The organism is Saccharopolyspora griseoalba (assembly GCF_042665275.1).
In the GTDB taxonomy this organism is placed as follows: Bacteria; Actinomycetota; Actinomycetes; order Mycobacteriales; family Pseudonocardiaceae; genus Saccharopolyspora; species Saccharopolyspora griseoalba.
Genome location: NZ_JBHTCJ010000001.1, coordinates 643,757 through 666,693, shown reverse-complemented (window position 1 = coordinate 666,693; position 22,937 = coordinate 643,757). Strand labels below are relative to the sequence as shown.

Genomic DNA, 22,937 nt, shown 5'->3' with positions numbered 1-22,937 from the left:
CCCACACGTGGTGAACGCCCGAGCTGGGCTCCTCCTGCGCTGGACAGCGCGCGCATGGAAGTGGCCTTGCGAACCCTGGAGCTGACCGTGCGCGGCAGGCTCGACGGGCTGCTGCAGGGAAACCACCTCGGCCTGGTGCCGGGCCCGGGCACCGAGCCCGGCGAGGCGCGGATCTACCAGCCCGGCGACGACGTGCGGCGGATGGACTGGGCGGTGACCGCTCGGATGAGCGAGCCGCACATCCGGCAGACAGTGGCCGACCGCGAGCTGGAGACGTGGGCGGCGATGGATCTCTCGGCCAGCCTGGACTTCGGCTCCGGGGCCTGCGACAAGCGCGAGCTCGCGGTCGCGGCCCTGGCCGCCGTGATGTTCCTGACCAGCGGCGGTGGCAACCGGATCGGCGCGGTCGTGGACAACGGCACCGGGCAGCGCCGGTTGCCCGCCCGCGGGGGAGCGGGCCACGGGAGGGCGCTGCTCAAGCAGGTCGCGGAGACCCCGCACGCCCCGGAAGGCACCCGGGGTGACCTGGCCGCGCTGCTGGAGTCGTTGCGACGGCCGCCCCGCAGGCGAGGGCTGGCCGTGGTGATCTCGGACTTCCTGGGGCCCACCGACTGGCAGCGCGCGCTGCGCGGGTTGGGTGCCCGGCACTCGCTGCTGGCCATCGAGGTGGTCGACCCGCGCGACATCGAACTGCCCGACGTGGGAACGGTGCTGCTGTCGGACCCGGAGACGGGCAAGCAGCGGGAGGTGCACACCACGCCGGTGCTGCGCAAGGAATTCGCCGCGGCGGCCGCGGCGCACCGCGAGGAGGTCGCGGGCGTGCTGCGGCGCGCCGGGTGCGCGCACCTGGTGCTGCGCACCGACTCGGACTGGATCGCCGACGTGGTGCGGTTCGTGGTGGCGCGCAAGCGCGGATGGTCCGGAGGAACTGCCTGATGCTGAGCCTGTCGGGATTCACCGCTCCCTGGTGGTTCCTGCTGCTGTTGGTCGTGGCCGCGCTCGTGGCCGGCTACGTGTGGGCAATGCGCCGCCGGTGGCGGGACACGCTGCGGTTCGCCAACCTGCCGGTGCTCGACCGCGTCGCGGCGCGCAGGCAGGGCTGGTGGAAGCACGCGCCTCCTGCGCTGCTGGCCGTGGCGCTGATCCTGCTGACGGTGGCGCTGTCCGGGCCGACCGCCGAGCAGCGGATCCCGCGCAACCGCGCGACGGTGATGCTCACGATCGACGTGTCGCTGTCGATGAAGGCCCGCGACGTCGAGCCGAACCGGCTGGCGGCGGCGAAGGTGGCGGCCAAGGAGTTCGCCGACAAGCTCACCCCGGGCATCAACCTGGGGCTGGTGTCCTTCGCGGGCACCGCCACCGTGCTGGTCATGCCGACCACCGACCGGACCAGCGTGAAGCGGGCGATCGACTCGCTGAAGCTCGCGGAGGCCACCGCCACCGGCGACGGCATCAACGCCTCGATGCAGGCGATCGACTCGTTCGGCAAGATGGTCGGCGGCCCGTCGGGCCCGCCGCCCGCCCGGGTCGTGCTGATGGCCGACGGCGGGCAGACCATTCCGCGCGAGATGGACGCGCCGCGGGGTGCCTACACCAAGGCCCAGGAGGCCAAGAAGGCCGGCATCCCGATCTCGACGATCTCGTTCGGGACCGAGCACGGCAGCATCGAGATCGAGGGCGAGCAGGAGTGGGTCGAGGTCGACGACGAGGCCATGCAGGAGATCGCCAGGCTCTCGGGCGGTGAGTTCCACAAGGCCTCCAGCGCGCAGCAGCTGCGCTCGGTCTACGAGACGCTGGGCGAGCAGATCGGTTACGAGACCAAGCACACAGACGCCAGCAAGCCCTGGCTCGTGCTGGGTACGCTCACGGCGATCATCGCGGCCGGGGTCTCGCTGTTCGCCGGCCGTCGACTGCCCTAGACCTCGACCGACGGGAGCGCCGGTGGCCTCGGCAGCGCGTTTCTTGTGGGAGTTCGCCAAAGCACCGACGACCACGGCCGCGCTGGGGCCGAGCTCGCGGGCGCTGGCCGAGCGGATGGCCGCGCCGATCCCGCTGCGGGGTGATCCGGTGGTGGTCGAGCTGGGGCCGGGCACGGGAGCGTTCACCGAGGTGATCCAGCGGCGCCTGGCCGGGCGCGGCATGCACCTGGCGCTGGAGCTCAACGAGCGCTGGGCGGCGGATCTGGACCGGCGGTTCCCGGGTGTCGAGTCGGTGTGCGCGGATGCCCGGGCGATGCCCAAGCTGCTCGCCGACCGGGGTCTGCGGGCCGACGTGGTGGTCAGCGGGTTGCCGTGGGCGGCGCACGCGCCGGTGGACGGGGTGCCGCTGATGCGGTTGATCGCCGATTCGCTGGGGCCAGACGGGGCGTTCGCGCAGTTCGGCTACACCTGGACCAGCTGGGCGCCGCCCGCGCGGAGGCAGCGGGCGGACATGCGCGCGGAGTTCGAAGAGCTGGTGGTCAGCCGGACGGTGTGGGGCAACTTGCCGCCGGCGGTGGCCTACCTGGCGAGGCGGCCGCGGCGCGCGGACTAGGCGCGGTCCGGCCCCGGTGCGTTACGTTGCGGGGATGCCGGACGCCGTGGTCGCCGGGCTCGACGAGCTCCCGCTGCTGGTCGAGCTGGGTACGGCGCTGCTGTTCTCCAGCCTGATCGGGTTGGAGCGCGAGGTCAGCGCCAAGAGCGCGGGGATGCGCACGCACGCGCTGGTGGGGGTGGGCGCGGCGCTGTTCATGCTGGTGTCGAAGTACGGCTTCGGGGATCTGCTGGCGGTGGACCACATCTCGCTGGATCCCTCGCGGGTGGCCGCGCAGATCGTCTCGGGCATCGGTTTCATCGGCGGCGGGTTGATCTTCGTGCGCCGGGATGCGGTGCGCGGTCTGACCACGGCCGCCTCGGTGTGGGTGGTCGCGGCGGTGGGCATGGCCAGCGGCGGGGGACTGGTGGTGCTGGCCGGGGCCACGACGGCGGTGCACTTCCTGGTGGCGCTGGGCTATCCACCGCTGCTGCACCTGCTGCGCCGGTCGTTGCGGGAGCCGCAGGTGATGCGGATCGGCTACCTGGACGGCCACGGGGTGCTGCGCAGCGTGCTGACGCTGTGCACGAGCAGGGGATGGACGGTGCTGGACCTGCAGGTGGAGCGGGAGGACACCGACGACCAGGGGCAGCGCACGGCGGTGGTGGCGCTGCGGCTGCGCGGCAAGACGCCCGTGTCGTCGCTGGTCGGTGAGATCGGCGCGCTGCCGGGCGTGCTGCACGCGGCGGCGGGCGAGTCCGCGGAGACCGGGTTCTAGCGGCCGAGCAGGGCCGGGCCCTCGGCTCGGAGGGCCCGGCGCCGAGTCACTCCGCGTCGGGAGTCTGGCCCTCGGGGGACTGGGCGTCCTTCTTGACCTCGTCCATGTCCAGGCCGCGGGCCTGGCCGATGAGGTCCTCGAAGACGTTCTCGGGCAGGGCGCCGGGCTGCTGGAAGACCAGGACCTTGTCGCGCACGATCGCCAGGGTCGGGATCGACTGGACCTCGAAGGCGCCGGCGAGCTCGGGCTGGGCGTCGACGTCGATCTTGGCGAAGGTGATGTCGGTGTGGGTCTCCGACCCCTTCTCGAAGACCGGCGCGAACTGCTTGCACGGGCCGCACCAGTCCGCCCAGAAGTCGATGATGACGAAGGCGTCGTCGCCGACGACCTCGTCGAAGTTGTCCTTGGTCAGTTCGACCGTGGCCATTGATGTGTCCCTTCGTGGTGGGCGGTACCCGGGCAACACGCGGCATCGCCCCGCGCATTCCTGCATCCCGTGTCGGGTGCGCCACCGTAGTTGCCGGGGCGCGGGTCCTGCTGACCACGGGTGGGGTGCCGGGCGGCCGATGATCATTGGTAGGGGGCTCGGGCTGTAGGCGCGCCACGACGCTGCGGGCGATTTTCTGTATGGAGGCGATGAGCGGTGATCGGCGGCGAGCCGATAATGTCGCTGCTGAAACGAATCTCGCAGCGTCGAAGAGGAGATCCACAGTGGCACGGTCCGTACTGGTGACCGGCGGTAACCGCGGTATCGGGTTGGCCATCGCGCGGGCCTTCGAGGCCGCGGGGGACAAGGTCGCGGTCACGCACCGCGGATCGGGTGCCCCGGAGGGGCTGTTCGGCGTGCAGTGCGACGTCACCGACCCCGATCAGGTGGCGGCGGCCTTCGACGAGGTGGAGGCCGCGCACGGGCGGGTCGAGGTGCTCGTGGCCAACGCGGGCATCACCGATGACACGCTGCTGCTGCGGATGAGCGAGGAGCAGTTCGGGCGGGTCGTGGACGCCAACCTGGCGGGTTCCTACCGGGTGGCCAAGCGCGCGGCCAGCGGCATGCTGCGCAACCGGTTCGGCCGGATCATCTTCATCTCCTCGGTGGTGGGCCTGTCCGGGAGCCCGGGGCAGGTCAACTACGCGGCGAGCAAGGCGGGCATGGTGGGCATGGCCCGGTCGATCGCCCGCGAGCTGGGCTCGCGCAAGATCACGGCGAACGTGGTGGCGCCGGGCTACGTCACCACCGACATGACCGATGCGCTGCCGGAGGATCGCAAGAAGGAGATCCTCGCGCAGATCCCGGCCGGGCGGTTGGGCGAGACCGCCGACATCGCCAACGCGGTGCGCTTCCTGGCCTCGGACGAGGCCGGTTACATCAACGGCGCGGTCCTGCCGGTCGACGGCGGCATGGGCATGGGGCACTGAGGTTCGTCCGGCGAGGACCTAGCGGCTCCCGGCACAGCGCTGGTGCCGGTCCGCGCGGGCGCAGCGGCGTCCGCGGACAAACGCGTTAGCGGAGGAATATTTCGTGAGCGGATTGCTCGAAGGCAAGCGGATTCTGATCACCGGTGTGATCACGGACGCCTCGATCGCGTTCCACGCCGCCAGGGTGGCCCAGGAGCAGGGTGCCGAGGTCGTGCTGACCGGGTTCGGCCGGTTGAGCTTGGTGGAGCGCATCGCTTCCCGCCTGCCCAAGCCTGCTCCGGTGATCGAACTCGACGTCACCAACGACGAGCACCTGGACAGCCTCGCCGACCGGGTGCGCGAGCACGTCGGCGGGCTCGACGGGGTGCTGCACTCCATCGGCTACGCCCCGCCGTCCTGCCTGGGCGGGGACTTCCTCGAGGCGCCGTGGCAGGACGTCTCCTCGGCGGTGCAGATCTCGGCGTACTCGCTGAAGTCGTTGTCGACCGCCACGCTGCCCCTGCTGTCCGAGGGCGCTTCGATCGTGGGGATGGACTTCGACGCCCGGGTGGCGTGGCCGGCCTACGACTGGATGGGCGTGGCCAAGGCCGCGCTGGAGTCGACCAGCCGGTACCTGGCGCGCGAGCTGGGGCCCAAGGGCGTGCGGGTCAACCTGGTCTCGGCGGGCCCGGTGCGCACGATGGCCGCCAAGTCCATCCCGGGCTTCTCGGAGCTGGAGGCCGGCTGGGGCGATCGCGCGCCGCTGGGCTGGGACGTCAACGATCCCACGCCGGTGGCCAAGTCGATCTGCGCGGTGCTGTCGGACTGGCTGCCCAAGACCACCGGCTCGATGATCATGGTCGACGGGGGCGTGCACTCCCTCGGGATCTGATCGGCCGCAAGAGCCGCAGCGGGGCGCTCCGTCACCGACGGGGCGCCCCGCTGCGCGTCGCGGGCCGGGCGGCGAGCCCGCGTCCGAGCGCGTCCGGGTGCGTCAGCGCCGACGCGGAGCGGCGCCCCGCAGGCGGACACGACGTGGTTCACTTCGGATGCCCCCTGCTTGAGCGTTCGCGATCGCGCGGGGCGATGATGGTCCGGTGAGCTTTGACGCGTTGCTGTTCCTGTCGTTCGGCGGGCCCGAGGGTCCGGAGGATGTGCGGCCGTTCCTGGAGAACGTGACCCGCGGGCGGGGCGTGCCCCCGGAGCGCCTCGACGAGGTTGCCGAGCACTACCTGCACTTCGGCGGGGTCTCGCCGATCAACCGGCTCAACCGGGACATCATGGCCGCGTTGCGGTCCGAACTGGACGCCCAGGGGCGACGGCTGCCGGTGTACTTCGGCAACCGCAACTGGCACCCGATGATCGAGGACACCGTCGGCGAGATGGCCGATGACGGCGTGCGGCGCGCGCTGGTGTTCGCCACGTCGGCGTGGGGCGGTTACTCGGGCTGCAAGCAGTACCACGAGGACATCGCCCGGGCCAGGACCGCGGTGGGGGAGCGGGCGCCCGAGCTGGTCAAGCTGCGGCAGTTCTTCGACCACCCGCTGTTCGTGGAGGCCAACGCCGAGGCGGTGCGCACCGCGCTGGCCGGGCTGCGGGAGAGCGGGCAGCAGCCGCGGCTGGTGTTCACCGCGCACTCGATCCCGGTGCGGGCCGACGAGCAGGAGGGCCCGGACGGGAGGGGGCAGTGGTACTCGCGCCAGGTCGCCGAGGCCGCCCGCCTGGTCGCCGAGGAGCTCGGGATCGAGACCTACGACGTGGTCTGGCAGTCGCGCTCGGGGCCGCCGCAGGTGCCCTGGCTCGAACCCGACGTCGTCGACCACATCGAGGACCTGCACGCCAAGGGCGTCGACTCGGTGGTGGTCAGCCCGATCGGGTTCGTCTCCGATCACCTGGAGGTGATCTGGGACCTGGACAACGAGGCCCAGGAGAAGGCCGCCGAGCTGGGCATGGGATTCGCCCGCGCGGCCACGGCGGGCACCGACCCCCGCTTCGCGCGGATGATCGTGGAGCTCATCGCCGAGCACACCGACGGGACCGTGCCGCGAAAGCTCTCCGAGCTGCCCGCGGCTGGCTCGACGACCAACGGCGAGCCCTGCGCTCCCGGCTGCTGAGCGCTGCGTGCTGATAGTTGGGGCCCGGCCGAATCGATCGGCCGGGCCCCAACTGCTCGACGGTGCGGGGGTGCGCGCGGTCAGGACTGGGCGGCTCGCTCGGCCAGCACGCGCACCATCTCGGCCACGCAGGCCCGGCGGGCGGCGCGCACCGCGTCGAACAGCGGGCGCAGGGCATCGGTTCGCGCGCGGATGGCCGAGGCGGACAGGGCGCCGCCGGGGGAGTCCTCGGTGGCCACCCACAGGATCGCCTCGACCTCGGCGGCGCGCTGCAGGATCCGCAGGGTGCGCTGCGGGACGTCCTCGGGCCAGCTGGCCTCGGGGCGGTCGGCGACGGTTCGGGCGATCTCCTCGCGCACTCCCGGGCGCTGCTTGGCCACGCCCAGGTCGATCAGCGCGGTGGCGGCCTCGCGCATCGCCGAGGACATGCCGTGCTCGGCCTCGTCGATCGGCAGGTGCTCGGCGGGCGGCAGGTCGTGCACCGGGTAGACGGTCCAGCGCAGGATGCCTTCGGCGATCTTCTCGGGGACCAGGCCCAGCTGCGCGTCGGCGAGCACCGCGGCCTCGCCGACGCGCAGGGCGTGCTTGGAGAACTCGCTGGCGCCGCCCAGCCCGCGGACGTCGCCGGGCACCGGCAGCACGAGCTCGCCGCCGGTGGCGCCGGTCTTGCGCAGCGCGCCGAGCAGCAGCGCGGGGCCGGCCGGGGTCGCGTCCGGGCCGGGCAGGTCGAGGCGCTCGGCGGTCTCCTCGTCGGCGGCGCGGATTTCCTGGACTTCGCCCCAGGTCTGCAGGGCGTCTAGCACGTCGTCGGACGCGGCCGCCCCGTGCAGCCAGGCGGACGTCCAGACAACCATCGTGGCGCTTGGCGTTGGCACGTCGGTGAAGGGTAGTGATCCGCGCTCGGCGGTGCTTCCAGGGGTGGTGGCGGTGTGATGTTCGCTGCGCGCGGGAATTCGGCGCACCCGGCCGGCGGTTCGGCGCGCCTGCACCGGTCTGCCGCCCGATCGGATTAACCTGCGTGCTCGTGCGTTCGGTTGATTACGGCGCGGACATCCTTTCGGGGAAGCGGCGCAAGAAGGTTCCCGAGATCGCGGCCGAGCCGGATCTGGTCGTCGAGGACGCCGCCAGCGGGTTCTGCGGCGCGGTCGTGCGGGTGGAGAAGGACAACGTCGTGCTGGAGGACCGGCACGGCAAGCAGCGGCTGTTCCCGATGCGGCCCGCCGCGTTCCTCCACGAGGGCGAGCCCGCGACCCTGGTCGCCCCGCGGCGGTCGGCGGCGCGCGGGCCGAGCCGCTCGGCCTCCGGTTCGGTGAAGGTCGAGGGCTTGCGGGCGCGCACGGCGCGCGGCAGCCGCATCTGGGTCGAGGGGTTGCACGACGCGGAGCTGGTGGAGCGGATCTGGGGCCACGACCTGCGCGTGGAGGGCGTGGTGGTCGAGCCGTTGCACGGCGTGGACGATCTGCCCGGGCTGCTGGCCGAGTTCGCCCCGGGGCCCGGCAGGCGGGTCGGGGTGCTGGTGGACCACCTGGTGGCCGGCAGCAAGGAGTCCCGCCTGGTCGAGGACCTCGACCACGAGCACGTGCTGGTCACCGGGCACCCGTTCGTCGACGTCTGGCAGGCGGTCAAGCCCGCGGCGGTGGGTATCGAGGCCTGGCCGCAGGTGCCGCGCGACGAGGAGTGGAAGCAGGGGGTGTGCGACCGGCTCGGCTGGGGCGACCCGCGCGAGGGCTGGCGGCGCGTGCTGGCCGGCGCGACCGGCTTCCGGGACGTGGAGCCGCCGCTGCTGACCGCGGTGGAGCAGCTCATCGACTTCGTCACGGCCGAGGGCTGACCCACCCGGGTCACACCTCGATCACGCGGGTGTCGAACTCCCGACCGGGTGCGTCGATGTCTGGGACCATGAGGGTATGACTCCCGCGCTGCTGTGGCTGATCGCCGGGGTGCTGCTGATCGGCGCCGAGGTCCTGTCCGGGGACTTCGTGCTGGTCATGCTGGGCGCCGCGGCTCTGGGGGCTGCCGGAAGCGCTGCGCTGGGGGCGCCGCTGGCGCTCGACGTCGCGGTGTTCGCCGTGCTGGCGCTGGGCTTGGTGTTCTTGGCGCGTCCGGCGCTCAAGGCCCGGATGCACGGCGCGCGCGAGCTCAAGACCAATGTGGACGCCCTGGTGGGCAAGCACGCCCTGGTGGAAGCCCAGGTGGACGCGCACAGCGGTCAGGTCCGCATCGACGGCCAGTTGTGGTCGGCGCGGGCGTTGGACGAGACCCAGGTGATCGAGGCAGGCCGCACCGTCACGGTGATGGAGATCGAGGGGGCCACCGCGGTGGTGTGGGCCGAGCCGTGAGGGGATGAGGCGTTGTGGGACTGAGCGAATTGATCGTGCTGGTAGTGATCGTGCTGCTGGTGCTGATCGTGGTGTCCAAGTCGGTGATGGTGGTGCCGCAGGCGCAGGCCGCGGTGGTCGAGCGCCTGGGCAAGTTCCGGTCGGTGGCCCACCCGGGTCTGAACTTCCTGCTGCCGTTCTTCGACCGGCCGCGGGCCAAGATCGACCTGCGCGAGCGCGCGGTGTCCTTCCCGCCGCAGCCGGTGATCACCCAGGACAACCTGACGGTGTCGATCGACACCGTGGTGTACTTCCAGGTCACCGACGCGAAGTCGGCGGTGTACGAGATCGAGAACTACATCGTGGCGGTCGAGCAGCTCACCACCACCACGCTGCGCAACGTGGTGGGTTCGATGAGCCTGGAGGAAACGCTCACCTCGCGCGATTCGATCAACACCCAGCTGCGCGGGGTGCTGGACTCCGAAACGGGCCGGTGGGGCATCCGGGTCGCGCGGGTCGAGCTCAAGGCGATCGACCCGCCGCCGTCCATCCAGGACTCGATGGAGAAGCAGATGCGCGCCGACCGGGAGAAGCGCGCGATGATCCTCAACGCGGAGGGCGAGCGGGAGTCCGCGATCAAGACCGCCGAGGGTCAGAAGCAGGCGGCGATCCTGGCCGCCGAGGGCAACAAGCAGGCGGCGATCCTCAACGCCGAGGCCGATCGGCAGTCGAGCATCCTGCGCTCGCAGGGTGAGCGCGCGAGCAAGTACCTGGAGGCCCAGGGCCAGGCCAAGGCCATCGAGAAGGTCTTCGCGGCGGTCAAGCGCAGCAAGCCCACTCCGGAGCTGCTGGCCTACCAGTACCTGCAGACCTTGCCGGAGATGGCGCAGGGCGACGCGAACAAGGTGTGGATGGTGCCCAGCGACTTCGGCAAGTCGCTGGAGGGCTTCGCGCGGATGCTGGGTGCCCCGGGCGAGGACGGGGTGTTCCGCTACGAGCCCCCGGAGGAGCAGGTTTCGGCTCCGCCGGCCGAGGAGGAAGAGGAGTCGGTGAAGGCCTGGTTCGACACCACCACGCCTCCCGAGGTGGCCGAGGCGGTGCGCGCGGCCGAGGAGGTCGCCCGCAAGGAGGTCCCCAGCGCCTCGAGGCTCGGCAACAACCTCCCCGACACGCCTCCTGCCTGAGGCGGTCGAGCGAAGGCGGGGCGTCCCGGGTTTCCGGGGCGCCCCGCCTGTTCTCGCGGTTCAGCCTGGCGGGACGGGGGTGAAGGGCTCGGCCTCGACCGCGGGGGAGTAGGTGGCGACCGCTCCGACGGCGTTGCCGCGCGGGTCGCGCAGCAGGCGGAAGACCCCGGGGAAGACGCGCACCTGCCCGTCGCGGCAGTGCACCGGCAGGTGCACGGGGTTGCCCTCCAGGTCGGCGTGGTTGGCGTCGAGCGCCCCGTAGAAGCCCTTCCAGTGCGCGTCCTGCAGATCGGCGGGCACGATCACGTCCAGCGTCTTGCCCATCGCCTCGGTCGCGGGGTGGCCGAAGAACTCCTCGGCGCCCGCGTCGAAGCCGATGATGGTGCCCGCGGGGTCGGCGACCACGATCGCCGAGGTCGCGGGTGCGTTCTCGGTCATGGCGAAATCCTGCGGCCGGGCAGTCGATCACGCCGCCCGAGGAGTGCCCCCTGCTCGCTTTTTGGCCCGAACGGGTCAGCCGCTGTCATGTTTGGCGCGTTGAAGCGTTCAGTGTCGACCGAAATTAATGCCTACCGGCACGACTCGCCCAGAACGCGCTGCGTCGCAAGACCGCGTCAGAGGTCGGTGGAGGGGCTCAGGTAGGGCCCGCCCTCCACGCCGAGGGCGCGCACGGTGCCCAGCAGGTGTTCGCGCAGCAGTTGCTTGGCCCGTTCGGCGTCGCCGTCGCGGATGGCTTCGGCGACCCGGGCGTGCTGGTGGCTGATGCGCGGGCGGGCGGCGTGCGTTCGCGCGGTGGCGGTGATGCGCATCTGCCGGTCGCGCAGCGCGTTGTACAGGTCGGCGACCACGGGGTTGCCCGCGGCGGCGACCAGGGTCGCGTGGAAGGCGCGGTCGGCCTCGTGCATCTCGGCGTCGCCGAGCTCGCCGACGTCGCAGGCGGGGTGGGTCAGGAGTTTCTCGCCGATGTCGGTCATGGCCTGGTGGCCGTCGATGGCGAGCTTGTCGATGGCGAAGCCCTCCAGCGCCAGGCGGGCTTCGACCACGTCGCGGGCCTCGGTGGCGCTGACCGGCACGACGAGGGCGCCGCGCTTGGGGTAGAGCTTGAGGAAGCCCTCGGACTGCAGGCGCAGGAAGGCCTCGCGAACGGGCGTGCGCGACATCTGCAGCGCGGCGGCCACATCGCCTTCGCTGAGCAGGTCGCCGTCGGGGAAGGTGCCGTCGAGCAGGCCCGCCTTGACGTGGCGGTAGGCGCGGTCGGCGGCGGGGAGCTCGGGCGTGGGCGTGGTCTCAGGTGTTGCGCTCGACACGCGCACATAGTACTTCCCGGCATCTTGTATCTATGATGGATACAAGAATTCTCCCGATCTGTTCGCGACCGCCCAATGGCGCTGCCGGTCCGCGGGATCAAGTCTTCGTTCTTCGAGGGGGCTCACGTGTCCGCGATGGCAACCGCCGAGGCACCCGTCCAGCCGCCCCGGGCGCGCGGCGGCTCGGTGCGGCTGGCCTGGCTGGTCTGGGGGATCGGTGCGCTGTGCTACTGCGCCGCGCTGTTCCACCGCGCCAGCCTGGGCATCGCCGCGCCCGAGGCGCTGCAGCGCTTCCACGCGGGTCCGGCGGTGCTGGCGGTGTTCTCCGCGCTGCAGCTGGGCGTCTACCTGGCGCTGCAGATTCCCGCCGGGCTGCTGGCCGACCGCCTCGGCCCGCGCAAGGTCGTCACCGGCGGTATGTTCGCGCTGACCGCCGGGTCGCTGGTGTTCGCGCTGAGCACCTCGGTGGCCGGCGGGATCGCCGGGCGGATGCTCATCGGGTTCGGCGACGCCTTCATGTTCACCAACGTGCTGCGGTTGGCCGCGCACTGGTTCCCGCCGCACCGCTACGGCAAGGTGGCCGCGCTGACCGGGCTCGCCGGTGGTCTCGGGCAGGTGGTCTCCACCCTCCCGCTGGGGCTGGCGCTGCACGGCATCGGCTGGATGCCGACCTTCATCGGGGCCGCGGGCCTGACCGGTCTGCTGGCGATCGTGGCGGCGCTGGTCATCCGCGACCGCCCGGCGCAGGCCGCCGAGGATGCCTCCGGCGCGCCGTCGGAGCGCGTGCTGCGCGGCCTGCGGGCGGTGGTCGCCGAGCGCGGCACCAAGCACGCGTTCTGGACGCACTTCGTGCTCATGGCGCAGTTCGTCGCGATCACCACGCTGTGGGGCGGGCCGTGGCTGACCTCGGCGCAGGGGCACGGCGAGTCGGAGACCGGGACGCTGCTGCTGGTCAGCGTGCTCGGGTTCATCGCGGGTTCGTGGTTCGCCGGGCAGTACGTCTCCGGGATCCCGCGTCGGCGCGACGGGTACACGCTGGGGCTTTCGGCCGCGGTCGTGGTGGTGTGGGCGCTGCTGGTGACCTGGCCGGGTGCGCTGCCGATGCCGCTGCTGGTCGTGGCGCTGCTGGTGGTGGGCATCGCCGGTGGCGGGGCGATGCTGGCCTTCGACGCCGCGCGGATGTCCAACGCCGAGCACCGCTCCGGCACGGCCACCGGTGTGGTCAACATGGGCGGGTTCACCGCGGCGGTGCTCATCCAGCTGCTGGTCGGTGGTGTTCTGGAGCTGGTCGCCGGGATGTCGCCGGCGGTGGGTTACCGGTGGGCGTTCCTGCCGGTGCTCGTGCTGCTGGTGGTCGGCGCGCTGTCGCAGTGGTGGCTGGGTCGCCGGTTGCGCTGAGCGCGGGCGCAACGGCGGTGGCCCCGGGAACAGCTCCCGGGGCCACCGCCGTTCGCGCATCAGCTGCGGGGCGTGGTGGTGCGCTGCCAGGGGTGGGCCTGCTCGTAGGCGTGGGCGGCGCGCAGCGCGGTGGCGTCGTCGTGGCGGGCGGCGACGATCTGCAGTCCGATGGGCAGGCCGTCGTCGGTGCGGCCGCAGGGGATGCTCATGGCCGGCTGCTGGGTCATGTTGAACGCGTAGGTGAACGGCGTCCAGCCGGTCCAGCGGGGGCTGGTCGCGTCGGCGGGGACTTCGACGCCTGCTTCGAACGGCGGGATGGGGATGGTGGGGGTCAGCAGCAGGTCGTAGGTCTGGTGGAAGTGGGCCATGCGCTGCCCGAGCTGCATCCGGGTGTTGGTGGCTTCGAGGTAGTCCTGCGCGGAGTAGGTCAGTCCGCGGCGGCAGATCTCGGCGAGGCCGGGGTCCATGTGCTCGCGCTGGGCGTCGGTGAGGTGCTCGGTGGCCTTGGCCGCGCCTGCGAACCACAGCACGTGGAAGTCCTCGACGGGGTCGCTGATGCCGGGATCGGCGATTTCGACGGTGGCGCCGAGTTCTTCGAAGGCGTGGGCGGCGGCGGTCACGGCGCGGCGGACCTGCGGGTCGAGGTGGGTTCCGAAGCCGAGGTCGGTGCTCAGCGCGATGCGCAGTCCGCGGACGTCGCCGGTGAGGTCTCGGCGGAACGGGGTGCTGGGTGCGGGGATGACAGACCAGTCGCGGGGGTCGGGTTGGGCGAGCGCGTCGAGCATGAGCGCGGTGTCGGCCACGGTGGTGGTCATCGGGCCGGCGTGCGAGAGGGTGCCGAAGGGGCTGGCGGGGTAGAGCGGGATGCGGCCGTAGGTGGGTTTGATGGTGGCGGTGCCGCAGAAGGCGGCGGGGATGCGCACCGATCCGCCGCCGTCGGTGCCCAGGGCCAGCGGTCCCATGCCGGCCGCGACCGCGGCGGCGCCTCCGCCCGAGGAACCGCCTGCGGTGCGGAGGGGGTTCCAGGGGTTGCGGGTGACGCCGTCGCGGGGGTTGTCGGTGACGCCCTTCCAGGCGAGTTCGGGGGTGGTGGTCTTGCCGAGCAGCACGGCGCCTGCGTTGCGCAGCAGGGCGGTGGCGGGGGCGTCTTCGCGCCAGGGCTGGTCGGGGGTGATGGTGTGCGAGCCGCGCAGCGTGGGCCAGCCGCTGGTGTAGAAGATGTCCTTGATGGAGGTGGGCACGCCGTCGAGGATTCCGGTGGGTTCGCCTCGGGCCCAGCGGTTCTCGGATTCGCGGGCGGCTTGCAGGGCGCGTTGGCCGTCGACCAGGCAGTAGGCGTTGATCGCCGAGTCGTGGTCGGCGATGCGTTGCAGGGCGGCTTCGGTGGCCTCGACCGGGGACAGCGTGCCGGCGGCGTAGGCCGCGAGGAGTTCGGTGGCGGGCAGTTCCGCGGGTTGGGTGTTGGCCAACGTGGTCTCCTGTCTGGCCGGTGGGGCCGGGTGCTCAGGCGGGGGTGGTGACGTAGCCGCGTTGCTTGTCGACGATGTTGACCAGTTCACCGCCTCGCGCGAAGGCCTGCAGGTTGGTCAGGAACAGGTCGACGAGTTCGTCGGTCCAGCCCGCGGTGTCGCCGGACATGTGCGGTGAGATGAGCACGTCGGGCATCTCCCACAGGGGGGATTCTGGTGGCAGGGGTTCGGCGTCGAAGACGTCGAGGGCGGCTCCGGCGAGGTGTCCGGCGCGCAGGGCTTCGACGAGGTCGGGTTGCACGACCAGTTCGCCGCGGCCGACGTTGATCAGCCGGGTGCGGGGGTGGCAGGCGGCGAGGACTTCGGCGTTGATGAGGCCTTCGGTTTGCGGGGTGCGGGGCGCGGCGAGGACGACGTAGTCGTGCTCGCCGATGTGCTCGGCGAGCCGGTCGGTGCTGCGCACCTGGCCGAAGTCGGGGTCGTCGGTGCGTTCGCGGCGGCCTGCTCCGGTCACGCGCAGGCCTGCGGCGGTGAGCTGGCGGGCGATGGCGCGGCCGATGGGGCCGGTGCCCACGATCAGGGCGCTCTTGCCGTGGATGCGTTCGGTGACGCGGTGCTGCCAGTTCTTGCGGTCCTGCTGGCGCAGGGTGGTGTGCAGGTCCTTGGCGAAGGTGAGCACGAGGCCGAGGACGTATTCGGCCATGGGTTGGTCGAACACGCCGCGGGAGTTGGTCAGGGTCACCGGTGAGTCGCGCAGCTGGTCGAAGATGAGGCGGTCGACGCCTGCGCTGGCGGAGTGGATCCAGGTGAGCTTGTCGGCGTGCGGCCAGGCGGTGGGCAGGGCGTCGGAGCGGAAGGCCCAGACGAACACCGCGTCGGCACCGGGGATCTGCTGGGGCAGTTCGTCGCCGGTGGCGTAGCGCAGCTCGGCGTGCTCGGCGATGCGCGCCATCTCCGGGGGCGGGGTGCCGTCGTGCAGGACGACGACGGTGGGGGTGTTGACCATGCGGACGACCTTAGGTGCTGGGGCCGCCGGTGATCACCTGGCGCGCCGGTTGCGGGAATGTTTGCGCTGATGAGTCCATATCTCGTGGGGCATTGACACGCTAGGAAGCGCCCGTAGGATTGTCAACAATCCTCGGATCTGCTGCTGCCCCCGTTCAGTGCGAAAGGGATCCCCGATGCCCCGATACATGTCGATCACGCTGGAGAAGCGCGGTGTGTCCTGCGTGGCCGAGCTTCTGGAGGCCGACGCGCCGCGCACCTGCGAGGCGGTGTGGAGCGCGCTGCCGCAGGTGGGCGCGGTCCAGCACGCGAAGTACGCGCGCAACGAGGTCTACACGATGGTGCCGCGGTTCGCCGCCGAGGAGCCCGGGCAGGAGAACCCGACGGTGACGCCGATTCCCGGTGATGTCGTGTACTTCTCGTTTCCCGGCGGGATGCTCGACCGGGAGTTCAAGCAGGACAAGGGGATCGAGCAATTGCCGGGCGTGATCGACCTGGCGATCTTCTACGGCCGCAACAACCTGCTGATCAACGGTGATGTCGGGTGGGTTCCGGGCAACGTGTACGCCTCGATCGTGGAGGGGTTGGGGCCGATGGCCGAGGCGTGTCACGACGTGTGGCGTTCGGGCAGCGTCGGGGAGACGTTGCGCTACGACCGGTACGAGGGTTAGTCCGCGGGCGGGTTCGGTCGCGCGGTTGTGGATGGCAGGCGCACGGGGCGGTGTCGGCGATGGGCGGACGTGGCCACCGGCTGGTTGGAAGAAGGTAGGAGATGGCCGCGGAATTTCTGGGTGCCTGGGGTGGCCCGCCGCCGCAGCGGGGGATCGGTGTGATCGCTCCCTACGACCTGGCGCTGGACCGGGAGCTGTGGCGCTGGACGCCGCCGGAGGTCTCGCTGCACGTCACGCGCACGCCGTACGTGCCGGTGCCGGTGACCACCGAGCAGGCCGGGCTGGTCGCCGACGAGGAGATGGTGCGCGGCGTGACCCGGGATCTGCTGGTGCCCGAGCCGGAGGTGGTGGCCTACGCGTGCACGTCGGGCAGCTTCGTGGCGGGTGCAGGTGGGGAGCGGGCGCTGCTGGAGGTGATGCTGGCCGCGGGTGCTCCGGCGGCGGTGACGACTTCGGGTGCGCTGGTGGACGCGCTGTGGGTGCTGGGCGCCGACCGGGTGGCGGTGGCCACCCCGTACGTGGTGGAGATGACCGCGCTGCTGGAGGTGTTCCTGGGCGAGCACGGCATCGACGTGGTCGCCAGCGCCGGGTTGGGCTTGCCGGGGGAGATCTGGAAGGTGCCCTACCGGCGGGTGGTGGAGATGGTGCGGGCGGCCGATCGGCCGGATGCCGAGGCGGTGTTCGTCTCGTGCACGAACCTGCCGACCTACGACATCATCGGTCCGCTGGAGCAGGAGCTGGGCAAGCCGGTGCTGACGGCCAACCAGGTGACGATGTGGGCGGCCTTGCGGCTGATGGGGCTGCGGGCGGCCGCCGACGGGCAGTTCTTGGGTGGTTTGGCCGATGCGTCTGCGGCGTGAGCGGTAAAGATGACATCACGGCCGGGTGGGTTCGCCCGGTTCGTGCGGTAACATTGTCAACAATCGACACCGGGCTCCCGGTGGGAGTGCGGCTTCGACGTCGACGGAATTGGAGCTTTCCGTGGCCCACACGGCTGGAATCCTCTACCCGGGTTACAGCGCCGAAGACGACTACCCCGCCCTGGAGCGGTTGCTCGGCGGCGAGGTGCGGTTGCCGCTGGTGCACACCGAGATGCGCGAGGACGCGCATCGGGTGGATGCGCTGCTGGAGGTCGGCGGCCATCAGGTGCTGGCCGACGGGGTGGCCCGGTTGCCGCGGGTGGATGCGGTGATCTGGGCGTGCACCTCGGGCAGCTTCGTGTTCGGCTACGACGGCGCGCGCGAGCAGGTCGACAAGCTGCGCGCGGTGGCCGGGGTGCCGGCCACGAGCACGTCGTTCGCGTTCCTCAGCGCCGCCGAGCGGTTGGGGCTGGCGCGGGTGGCGGTGGCGGCGACCTATCCGGCCGATGTGGCCGGCCGGTTCGTGGAGTTCCTGGGTGCTGGTGGGCTGGAGGTGCTGCGGTGCGCCAGCCGGGGCATCGTGACCGCCGCGGAGGTCGGCACGCTCACCCGCGAGCAGGTGGGGGAGTTCGCCGCGGCCAACGATCACCCGCAGGCGCAGGCGGTGTTGTTGCCCGACACCGCGTTGCACACCGTCGGGGTGCTCGACGAGCTGGAGGCTCGGCTGGGCAAGCCGGTGTTGACGGCCAACCAGGTCAGTGCCTGGGAGGTGTTGCGGCTGGCCGGGCACGACCGGCCGCGCGATGGGCTCGGAACGCTGTTCCGGGGGTCAACGGGCGGGTGAGTTCCCAGGAGGGGGCCCGCGAATGGGAGATGGTGACAACGTGCTCGGGACCGACGAGCAGAATCAGCAGTCCGGGGATTTAGAGCCGGTTCAGCGCAAGTCGACCGCGGCGATCGTGGCCGATCAGCTGCGCGCGGCGATCATGCACGGTTCGCTTCCCCCGGGGTCGCAGCTGGGGGAGGCCGAGCTGGCCAACCGGTTGGGGGTCAGCCGGGGGCCGTTGCGCGAGGCGATGCAGCGGTTGGTGGCCGAGGGGTTGTTGCGCAGCGAGCCGCATCGGGGTTTGTTCGTGATGACCTTGGACGCCGAGGACGTCGCGGACATCTACCTGGCGCGGTTGGCGGTGGAGCGCGCTGCTTGCGAGCAGATCGTGCGCGAGCACCGGGTGGAGGCCGTTGCGGAGCTGACCGCGGCGCAGAGCCGGATCGTGGCCGCGGCGGGCAAGGGCGACGGGATCGGGTTGGCCGATGCCGATCAGGAGTTCCACGAGACGCTGGTGCGGGTTTCGGGCAGCGCGCGGTTGCAGCGCATGGCGCAGACGTTGCTGGTCGAGAAGCGCATGTGCTTGGCGGCGCTGCAGGACAAGTACCACACCGACGTGCAGGCGCTGGTCGATGAGCACAAGGGCTTGGTGGATGCCATCGAGGCCGGGGACGAGCAGTTGGTGCTGCGCCGGTTGGAGGCGCACATGAACGATGCGCTGGAGCGGCTCAACGGCTCGTTGGCGGGCTGAACCGGGGTCCTGGTGCGCGGGTGAGCCCGCAGCGCGCGGTTCGGGGCGTGCTGCGGGCTCGGTGCGCACCAGGGTGTCGGTTCACAGGCCGCCGATGGCCACGTACTTGGTCTCGAGGAATTCGTCGATGCCGACCTTGCCGCCTTCGCGGCCGAGGCCGGAGGCCTTGACGCCGCCGAAGGGGGCGGCGGGGTTGGACACCAGTCCCTGGTTGAGCCCGACCATGCCGGTTTCGAGGGCTTCGGTGACGCGCAGGCCGCGCTGCAGGTTCTGGGTGTAGAGGTAGGACACCAGGCCGTATTCGGTGTTGTTGGCCGCGGTGATGACTTCGCGCTCGTCGGTGAAGGTGGTGATGGGCGCGACGGGGCCGAAGATCTCCTCGGAGCCCATGCGGGCTTCGGCGGGCACGCCGGTGAGCACGGTGGGGGTGTAGAAGTAGCCGTCGCCGCCTGCTGGTTGTCCGCCGGTGACGACTTCGGCGCCGCGGGCGACGGCGTCGGAGACGAGGTCGGTGACCTTGTTGAGCTGGGCGTCGTCGATGAGCGGGCCGACCTGGACGTCGTCGGTGACGCCGCGTCCGATGGTCAGCTCGGACATGCGCGCGGCGAGCTTGTCGGAGAAGGTCTGGGCGATGTCGGCGTGCACGTAGAGGCGGTTGGCCGCGGTGCAGGCTTCGCCGATGTTGCGCATCTTGGCCTGCATGGCGCCGTCGACGGCGGCGTCGATGTCGGCGTCGTCGAAGACGATGAACGGGGCGTTGCCGCCGAGTTCGAGGGAGACCTTGAGGACCTGTTCGGCGGATTGCTCGATGAGCTTGCGGCCGACGGCGGTGGAGCCGGTGAACGACAGCTTGCGGGCGCGGCGGTCCCGGATCATCGGTTCCATGACGGTGCCGGCGCTGCGTGCGGTGAGGACGTTGAGCACGCCGTCGGGCAGGCCGGCTTCGCGCAGGATGTCGGCCAGGGCCAGCATCGACAGCGGGGTCTGGTGGGCGGGTTTGATCACCGAGGTGCAGCCGGCGGCGATGGCCGGTCCGATCTTGCGGGTGCCCATGGCCATGGGGAAGTTCCACGGGGTGATCAGCAGGGCGGGGCCGACGGGCTGGTGGGTGACCAGGAAGCGGCCGGTGCCTGCCGGTGCGACGGCGTAGTCGCCGCCGATGCGCACGGCCTCTTCGGCGAACCAGCGGAAGAACTCGGCGGCGTAGGTGATCTCGCCGCGGGATTCGGCCAGGGGTTTGCCCATTTCGAGGGTCATCAGCAGGGCGAGGTCTTCGCGGCGGTCGATGAGGATTTCGTAGGCGCGGCGCAGGATCTCGCCGCGTTCGCGCGGCGGGTGGTTGGCCCAGTCGGTCTGGGCCTGGCTGGCGGCGTCCAGGGCGGCCAGGGCGTCGTCGCCGGTGGCGTCGGCGACCTCGCACAGGGCGTGGCCGGTGGCGGGGTCCTCGACGGCGAAGGTCGCCGCGCCGGTGGCGTCGCGCCACTTGCCGCCGATGAGCAGTTGCTTGGGGGCGGCGTCGACGACGGTGTTCTCGCGCGGGTGCGTGGTGGTCATGGCTGGGCGAACTCCCTCGATACGGTCGGTGTTGCCGGGGACGCGCTGGGTGGTGGACAGCGCCGCCCTGTGATGGTTGCATGAGGTCTTAGATTGTCAACAATCCTACAACCGCACGCTTGGAGTGGATCATGACGGAGCTCTCGCCGGCGCTCAAGCAGGCGACACCGGTGCTGGCCGCTCGCGGCGAAGGCGTCTACCTCTTCGACGAGGACGACCGCCGCTTTCTGGACTTCACCGCAGGTATCGGTGTGACCAGCACCGGGCACTGCCACCCGCGCGTGGTCGAAGCCGCCCAACAGCAGGTCGCCACCCTCATCCACGGCCAGTACACGACGGTGATGCACCGGCGACTGCTCGAGCTCACCGAGCGCCTCGGCGAGGTCCTGCCCACCGGCCTGGACCGGCTGTTCTACGTCAACTCCGGTAGTGAAGCCGTTGAGGCCGCCGTGCGCTTGGCGCGACACGCCACCGGCCGCCAGAACGTCATCGCCTTCTCGGGTGGTTTCCACGGTCGCACGATGGGCGCGGCGGCGCTGACCAGCTCGGGCACCAAGGTGCGCGCCGGCATCGGGCCGATGATGCCGGGGGTGGCCTTCGCGCCGTTCCCCGAGACCTACCGGCACGGCACCGGTGAGGACGAGGAGGTGGCCCGCGCGCTGGCGGAGTTCGACCGGCTGCTGGTCACCGAGAGCGCGCCGAAGGACACCGCGGCGATCATCGTCGAGCCGGTGCTGGGCGAGGGCGGCTACGTGCCCTCGCCGGCGTCGTTCCTGGCGGGGCTGCGCCGCCGCGCCGACGAGCACGGGATCCTGCTCATCGTCGACGAGGTGCAGACCGGGGTGGGCCGCACCGGCCGGTTCTGGGGTCACGACCACGCCGGCATCACCCCGGATGTCCTGATCACCGCCAAGGGGTTGGCCAGCGGGTTCCCCCTGTCGGCGATCGCGGCCGGCGAGGAGTTGATGAGCCGGGCGTGGCCGGGCTCGCAGGGCGGCACCTACGGCGGCAACGCGGTGGCCGCCGCCGCGGCGATCGCCACCCTGGACGTGGTGCGCGACGAGGGCCTGGTGCACAACGCCGCCGAGCAGGGTCAGCGGTTGGCCGAGGGGTTGCGCAAGGTCGCCGCCGATCACCCGGTCATCGGTGACGTGCGCGGGCTCGGGCTGATGCTGGGCAACGAGTTCACCACCGCGCAGGGCCAGCCGGATGCGGCCACCGCGGCGCGCGCCCACGCGGCCGCGGCCGAGGAGGGCTTGTTGCTGCTGACCTGCGGGCCGCACGGCAACGTGGTGCGGATGATCCCGCCGCTGGTGGTCACCGCCGAGCAGGTCGACGACGCGGTGGCCCGCTGGCAGACGGCAGTGGCTCGCGCCGTGGCGTCCTAGAACAGGTGTGGTGGTGGGTGTGAGATCGCGCTCGCGCCCACCACCAGCACAAACGCTGGGGGCCGGGTTACCGTTCGATAGCGGGGGCCACCTGCGCGGGGCGTGTCTGCAATGCTGCACGCCAAGCAGCGGCGCGTGCCACGCGTCGTCATCGACCCAACCGACGCAGGTGTGAGCATGAGCGACTGGTCGGCGGGAGGCCCGCCGAGGAGCCGGAGGCCGCAGGGCGGCGGAAGGTACGACTACTACCGCGGGCAGCAGCCCCCGCGGGGGCGTGGCGCGCCCCCGCCGCCTCCGCCCCCGCCGGATCGGGGCGGCAGGCGGCCCGGTTCGGGGCAGCAGCCGCCGCGCCCGCCGCGCCGCCCGGTGCGCAAGAAGAGCTGGGGCAAGCGCATCGGCGTGGCGCTGCTGGTGGTGGTCGCGCTGCTGGCCGGGCTGGTGATCTACTTCGACAGCACGCTGCAACGCACCGCGGCGCTGGACTTCGAGGGGCGCGCGCCCGACACCGCCGGGACCAACTGGCTGCTGGTGGGCTCCGACAGCCGCGAGGGGCTCGACGAGTCCAAGCGCGAGGAGCTGCACGCCGGCGATGCCGGTGGGCGCCGCACCGACACGATGATGCTGGTGCACATCCCCAGCGGTGGCGGCCAGCCCGCGCTGATCAGCCTGCCCCGCGACTCGTACGTGTCCATCCCCGGGCACGGCAAGACCAAGCTCAACGCCGCGTTCTCCTACGGCGGGCCGCAGCTGCTGGCCCAGACCGTCGAGCAGGCCACCGGGGTGCACATCGACCACTACGGCGAGATCGGGTTCGGCGGGTTCGCCGAACTGGTCGATGCCGTGGGCGGGGTCGAGGTCAACCTCGACAAGCCGATGAACGACGACATGGCCAACGTGCACCTGCCCGCCGGGCCCAACGAGCTCGACGGGCCCACCGCGCTGGGCTTCGTGCGGGCCCGCTACTCGCTCGACGGCGGCGACTTCGAGCGCACCCAGAACCAGCGCAAGCTGCTGGGCGCGCTGGTCGACAAGGCCACCAGCCCGGCCACGCTGCTCAACCCCTTCCGGTTGTTCCCGCTGGCCGCCGGTGCGGGCGACACGTTCCTGGTCGACGACGGCGATCACGTCTGGCACCTGTTCTTCCTGGCGCTGGCCATGGGTGACATCTCCAAGGGCCAGGGCGTGACGACCTCGGTGCCCTTCGCCGGGTTCGGCGAGGACTCCAACGGCGGTTCGGTCATCGTCTGGGACAAGCAGCGCGCCTCGCAGATGTTCCAGGCCATCGCCGACGACGAACCCATCCCGCAGGAGCTGCTCGAGCAGTAGCCCGACCGCGGGCGGTGGCCGCGAAGAACGTTGAGGGGGCGTGGCCGAGGATCCTCGGCCACGCCCCCTCAACGTTGTCGGT

Annotated in this window: 24 protein-coding genes; 17 read left to right on the top strand and 7 right to left on the bottom strand. The window is 71.5% G+C overall.

The window, feature by feature from the left end:
* Window positions 1-54: 54 nt before the first annotated feature.
* Genes ACFQRI_RS03105 through ACFQRI_RS03090 form a run of 4 tightly spaced genes read left to right on the top strand, consistent with a single transcriptional unit; the run spans window position 55 to window position 3,289 of the window.
* Complete coding sequence (locus tag ACFQRI_RS03105; RefSeq protein WP_380664148.1) at window positions 55-936, top strand: DUF58 domain-containing protein; 882 nt, start codon at window positions 55-57, stop codon at window positions 934-936.
* A 2-nt stretch (window positions 937-938) separates the two neighbouring features.
* Window positions 939-1,919: a VWA domain-containing protein gene (locus ACFQRI_RS03100; RefSeq protein ID WP_380664577.1), complete on the top strand. Its 981-nt coding sequence runs from the start codon at window positions 939-941 to the stop codon at window positions 1,917-1,919.
* Between the two features lie 22 nt (window positions 1,920-1,941).
* Window positions 1,942-2,532, top strand: coding sequence for a class I SAM-dependent methyltransferase (locus ACFQRI_RS03095; RefSeq protein WP_380664145.1), 591 nt, complete (start codon window positions 1,942-1,944; stop codon window positions 2,530-2,532).
* 34 nt (window positions 2,533-2,566) lie between these two features.
* Window positions 2,567-3,289, top strand: coding sequence for an MgtC/SapB family protein (locus ACFQRI_RS03090; protein ID WP_380664143.1), 723 nt, complete (start codon window positions 2,567-2,569; stop codon window positions 3,287-3,289).
* Window positions 3,290-3,335: 46 nt separating this feature from the next.
* On the opposite strand, the gene trxA is transcribed toward ACFQRI_RS03090, so the two are convergent.
* Window positions 3,336-3,716, bottom strand: coding sequence for a thioredoxin (gene trxA / locus ACFQRI_RS03085; protein WP_380664141.1), 381 nt, complete (start codon window positions 3,714-3,716; stop codon window positions 3,336-3,338).
* Window positions 3,717-4,000: 284 nt separating this feature from the next.
* Here trxA and fabG point away from each other — a divergent pair, with 284 nt between their 5' ends.
* From fabG to ACFQRI_RS03070, 3 genes are all read left to right on the top strand, one after another.
* Window positions 4,001-4,705: a 3-oxoacyl-ACP reductase FabG gene (gene fabG / locus ACFQRI_RS03080; protein WP_380664139.1), complete on the top strand. Its 705-nt coding sequence runs from the start codon at window positions 4,001-4,003 to the stop codon at window positions 4,703-4,705.
* Between the two features lie 103 nt (window positions 4,706-4,808).
* Window positions 4,809-5,576, top strand: coding sequence for an enoyl-ACP reductase FabI (gene fabI, locus ACFQRI_RS03075; RefSeq protein WP_380664137.1), 768 nt, complete (start codon window positions 4,809-4,811; stop codon window positions 5,574-5,576).
* Window positions 5,577-5,781: 205 nt separating this feature from the next.
* Window positions 5,782-6,798 (top strand): ferrochelatase, encoded by a 1,017-nt coding sequence (locus ACFQRI_RS03070; RefSeq protein ID WP_380664135.1) that lies wholly within the window; start codon window positions 5,782-5,784, stop codon window positions 6,796-6,798.
* A gap of 80 nt (window positions 6,799-6,878) precedes the next feature.
* Here ACFQRI_RS03070 and ACFQRI_RS03065 read toward each other — a convergent pair whose 3' ends face one another.
* Window positions 6,879-7,673, bottom strand: a complete 795-nt coding sequence (locus tag ACFQRI_RS03065; RefSeq protein ID WP_380664133.1) for a hypothetical protein — start codon at window positions 7,671-7,673, stop codon at window positions 6,879-6,881.
* 149 nt (window positions 7,674-7,822) lie between these two features.
* Here ACFQRI_RS03065 and ACFQRI_RS03060 point away from each other — a divergent pair, with 149 nt between their 5' ends.
* The 3 genes from ACFQRI_RS03060 to ACFQRI_RS03050 all read left to right on the top strand — a co-directional run bounded on the left by ACFQRI_RS03060 (window position 7,823) and on the right by ACFQRI_RS03050 (window position 10,300).
* Window positions 7,823-8,629, top strand: coding sequence for a DUF3097 domain-containing protein (locus ACFQRI_RS03060; protein WP_380664131.1), 807 nt, complete (start codon window positions 7,823-7,825; stop codon window positions 8,627-8,629).
* Window positions 8,630-8,705: 76 nt separating this feature from the next.
* Complete coding sequence (locus tag ACFQRI_RS03055; RefSeq protein WP_380664129.1) at window positions 8,706-9,137, top strand: NfeD family protein; 432 nt, start codon at window positions 8,706-8,708, stop codon at window positions 9,135-9,137.
* 86 nt (window positions 9,138-9,223) lie between these two features.
* On the top strand, window positions 9,224-10,300 hold the full coding sequence (locus ACFQRI_RS03050; RefSeq protein ID WP_380664575.1) for an SPFH domain-containing protein: 1,077 nt from the start codon (window positions 9,224-9,226) through the stop codon (window positions 10,298-10,300).
* A 60-nt stretch (window positions 10,301-10,360) separates the two neighbouring features.
* Here the strand turns inward: ACFQRI_RS03050 and ACFQRI_RS03045 are convergent, their stop codons facing one another.
* A complete protein-coding gene (locus ACFQRI_RS03045) occupies window positions 10,361-10,738 on the bottom strand; it encodes a PAS domain S-box protein (RefSeq protein ID WP_380664127.1) in 378 nt (125 codons plus the stop codon).
* 176 nt (window positions 10,739-10,914) lie between these two features.
* Entirely contained in the window at window positions 10,915-11,607 is a 693-nt protein-coding gene (locus tag ACFQRI_RS03040) for a GntR family transcriptional regulator (RefSeq protein ID WP_380664125.1), read from the bottom strand.
* Between the two features lie 135 nt (window positions 11,608-11,742).
* On the opposite strand from ACFQRI_RS03040, the gene ACFQRI_RS03035 reads away from it, so the two are divergent.
* Window positions 11,743-13,005 (top strand): MFS transporter, encoded by a 1,263-nt coding sequence (locus ACFQRI_RS03035; RefSeq protein ID WP_380664573.1) that lies wholly within the window; start codon window positions 11,743-11,745, stop codon window positions 13,003-13,005.
* A gap of 59 nt (window positions 13,006-13,064) precedes the next feature.
* Here the strand turns inward: ACFQRI_RS03035 and ACFQRI_RS03030 are convergent, their stop codons facing one another.
* Both ACFQRI_RS03030 and ACFQRI_RS03025 read right to left on the bottom strand, forming a co-directional pair.
* The gene (locus tag ACFQRI_RS03030; protein ID WP_380664123.1) at window positions 13,065-14,474 is read right to left on the bottom strand and encodes an amidase; all 1,410 of its coding nucleotides are present in this window, start codon (window positions 14,472-14,474) and stop codon (window positions 13,065-13,067) included.
* 34 nt (window positions 14,475-14,508) lie between these two features.
* A complete protein-coding gene (locus tag ACFQRI_RS03025) occupies window positions 14,509-15,480 on the bottom strand; it encodes a D-2-hydroxyacid dehydrogenase (RefSeq protein WP_380664121.1) in 972 nt (323 codons plus the stop codon).
* A gap of 175 nt (window positions 15,481-15,655) precedes the next feature.
* On the opposite strand from ACFQRI_RS03025, the gene ACFQRI_RS03020 reads away from it, so the two are divergent.
* The 4 genes from ACFQRI_RS03020 to ACFQRI_RS03005 all read left to right on the top strand — a co-directional run bounded on the left by ACFQRI_RS03020 (window position 15,656) and on the right by ACFQRI_RS03005 (window position 18,587).
* Entirely contained in the window at window positions 15,656-16,150 is a 495-nt protein-coding gene (locus ACFQRI_RS03020; RefSeq protein ID WP_380664119.1) for a DUF3830 family protein, read from the top strand.
* A gap of 101 nt (window positions 16,151-16,251) precedes the next feature.
* Window positions 16,252-17,010, top strand: coding sequence for a maleate cis-trans isomerase family protein (locus ACFQRI_RS03015; protein WP_380664117.1), 759 nt, complete (start codon window positions 16,252-16,254; stop codon window positions 17,008-17,010).
* Between the two features lie 121 nt (window positions 17,011-17,131).
* On the top strand, window positions 17,132-17,854 hold the full coding sequence (locus tag ACFQRI_RS03010; protein ID WP_380664115.1) for a maleate cis-trans isomerase family protein: 723 nt from the start codon (window positions 17,132-17,134) through the stop codon (window positions 17,852-17,854).
* Between the two features lie 22 nt (window positions 17,855-17,876).
* Window positions 17,877-18,587, top strand: a complete 711-nt coding sequence (locus ACFQRI_RS03005; RefSeq protein WP_380664113.1) for a GntR family transcriptional regulator — start codon at window positions 17,877-17,879, stop codon at window positions 18,585-18,587.
* Window positions 18,588-18,668: 81 nt separating this feature from the next.
* On the opposite strand, the gene ACFQRI_RS03000 is transcribed toward ACFQRI_RS03005, so the two are convergent.
* Window positions 18,669-20,141, bottom strand: coding sequence for an NAD-dependent succinate-semialdehyde dehydrogenase (locus tag ACFQRI_RS03000; protein WP_380664111.1), 1,473 nt, complete (start codon window positions 20,139-20,141; stop codon window positions 18,669-18,671).
* A gap of 131 nt (window positions 20,142-20,272) precedes the next feature.
* On the opposite strand from ACFQRI_RS03000, the gene ACFQRI_RS02995 reads away from it, so the two are divergent.
* Complete coding sequence (locus ACFQRI_RS02995) at window positions 20,273-21,529, top strand: aspartate aminotransferase family protein (protein ID WP_380664109.1); 1,257 nt, start codon at window positions 20,273-20,275, stop codon at window positions 21,527-21,529.
* A gap of 177 nt (window positions 21,530-21,706) precedes the next feature.
* A complete protein-coding gene (locus ACFQRI_RS02990) occupies window positions 21,707-22,855 on the top strand; it encodes an LCP family protein (protein ID WP_380664107.1) in 1,149 nt (382 codons plus the stop codon).
* Window positions 22,856-22,937: the final 82 nt, after the last annotated feature.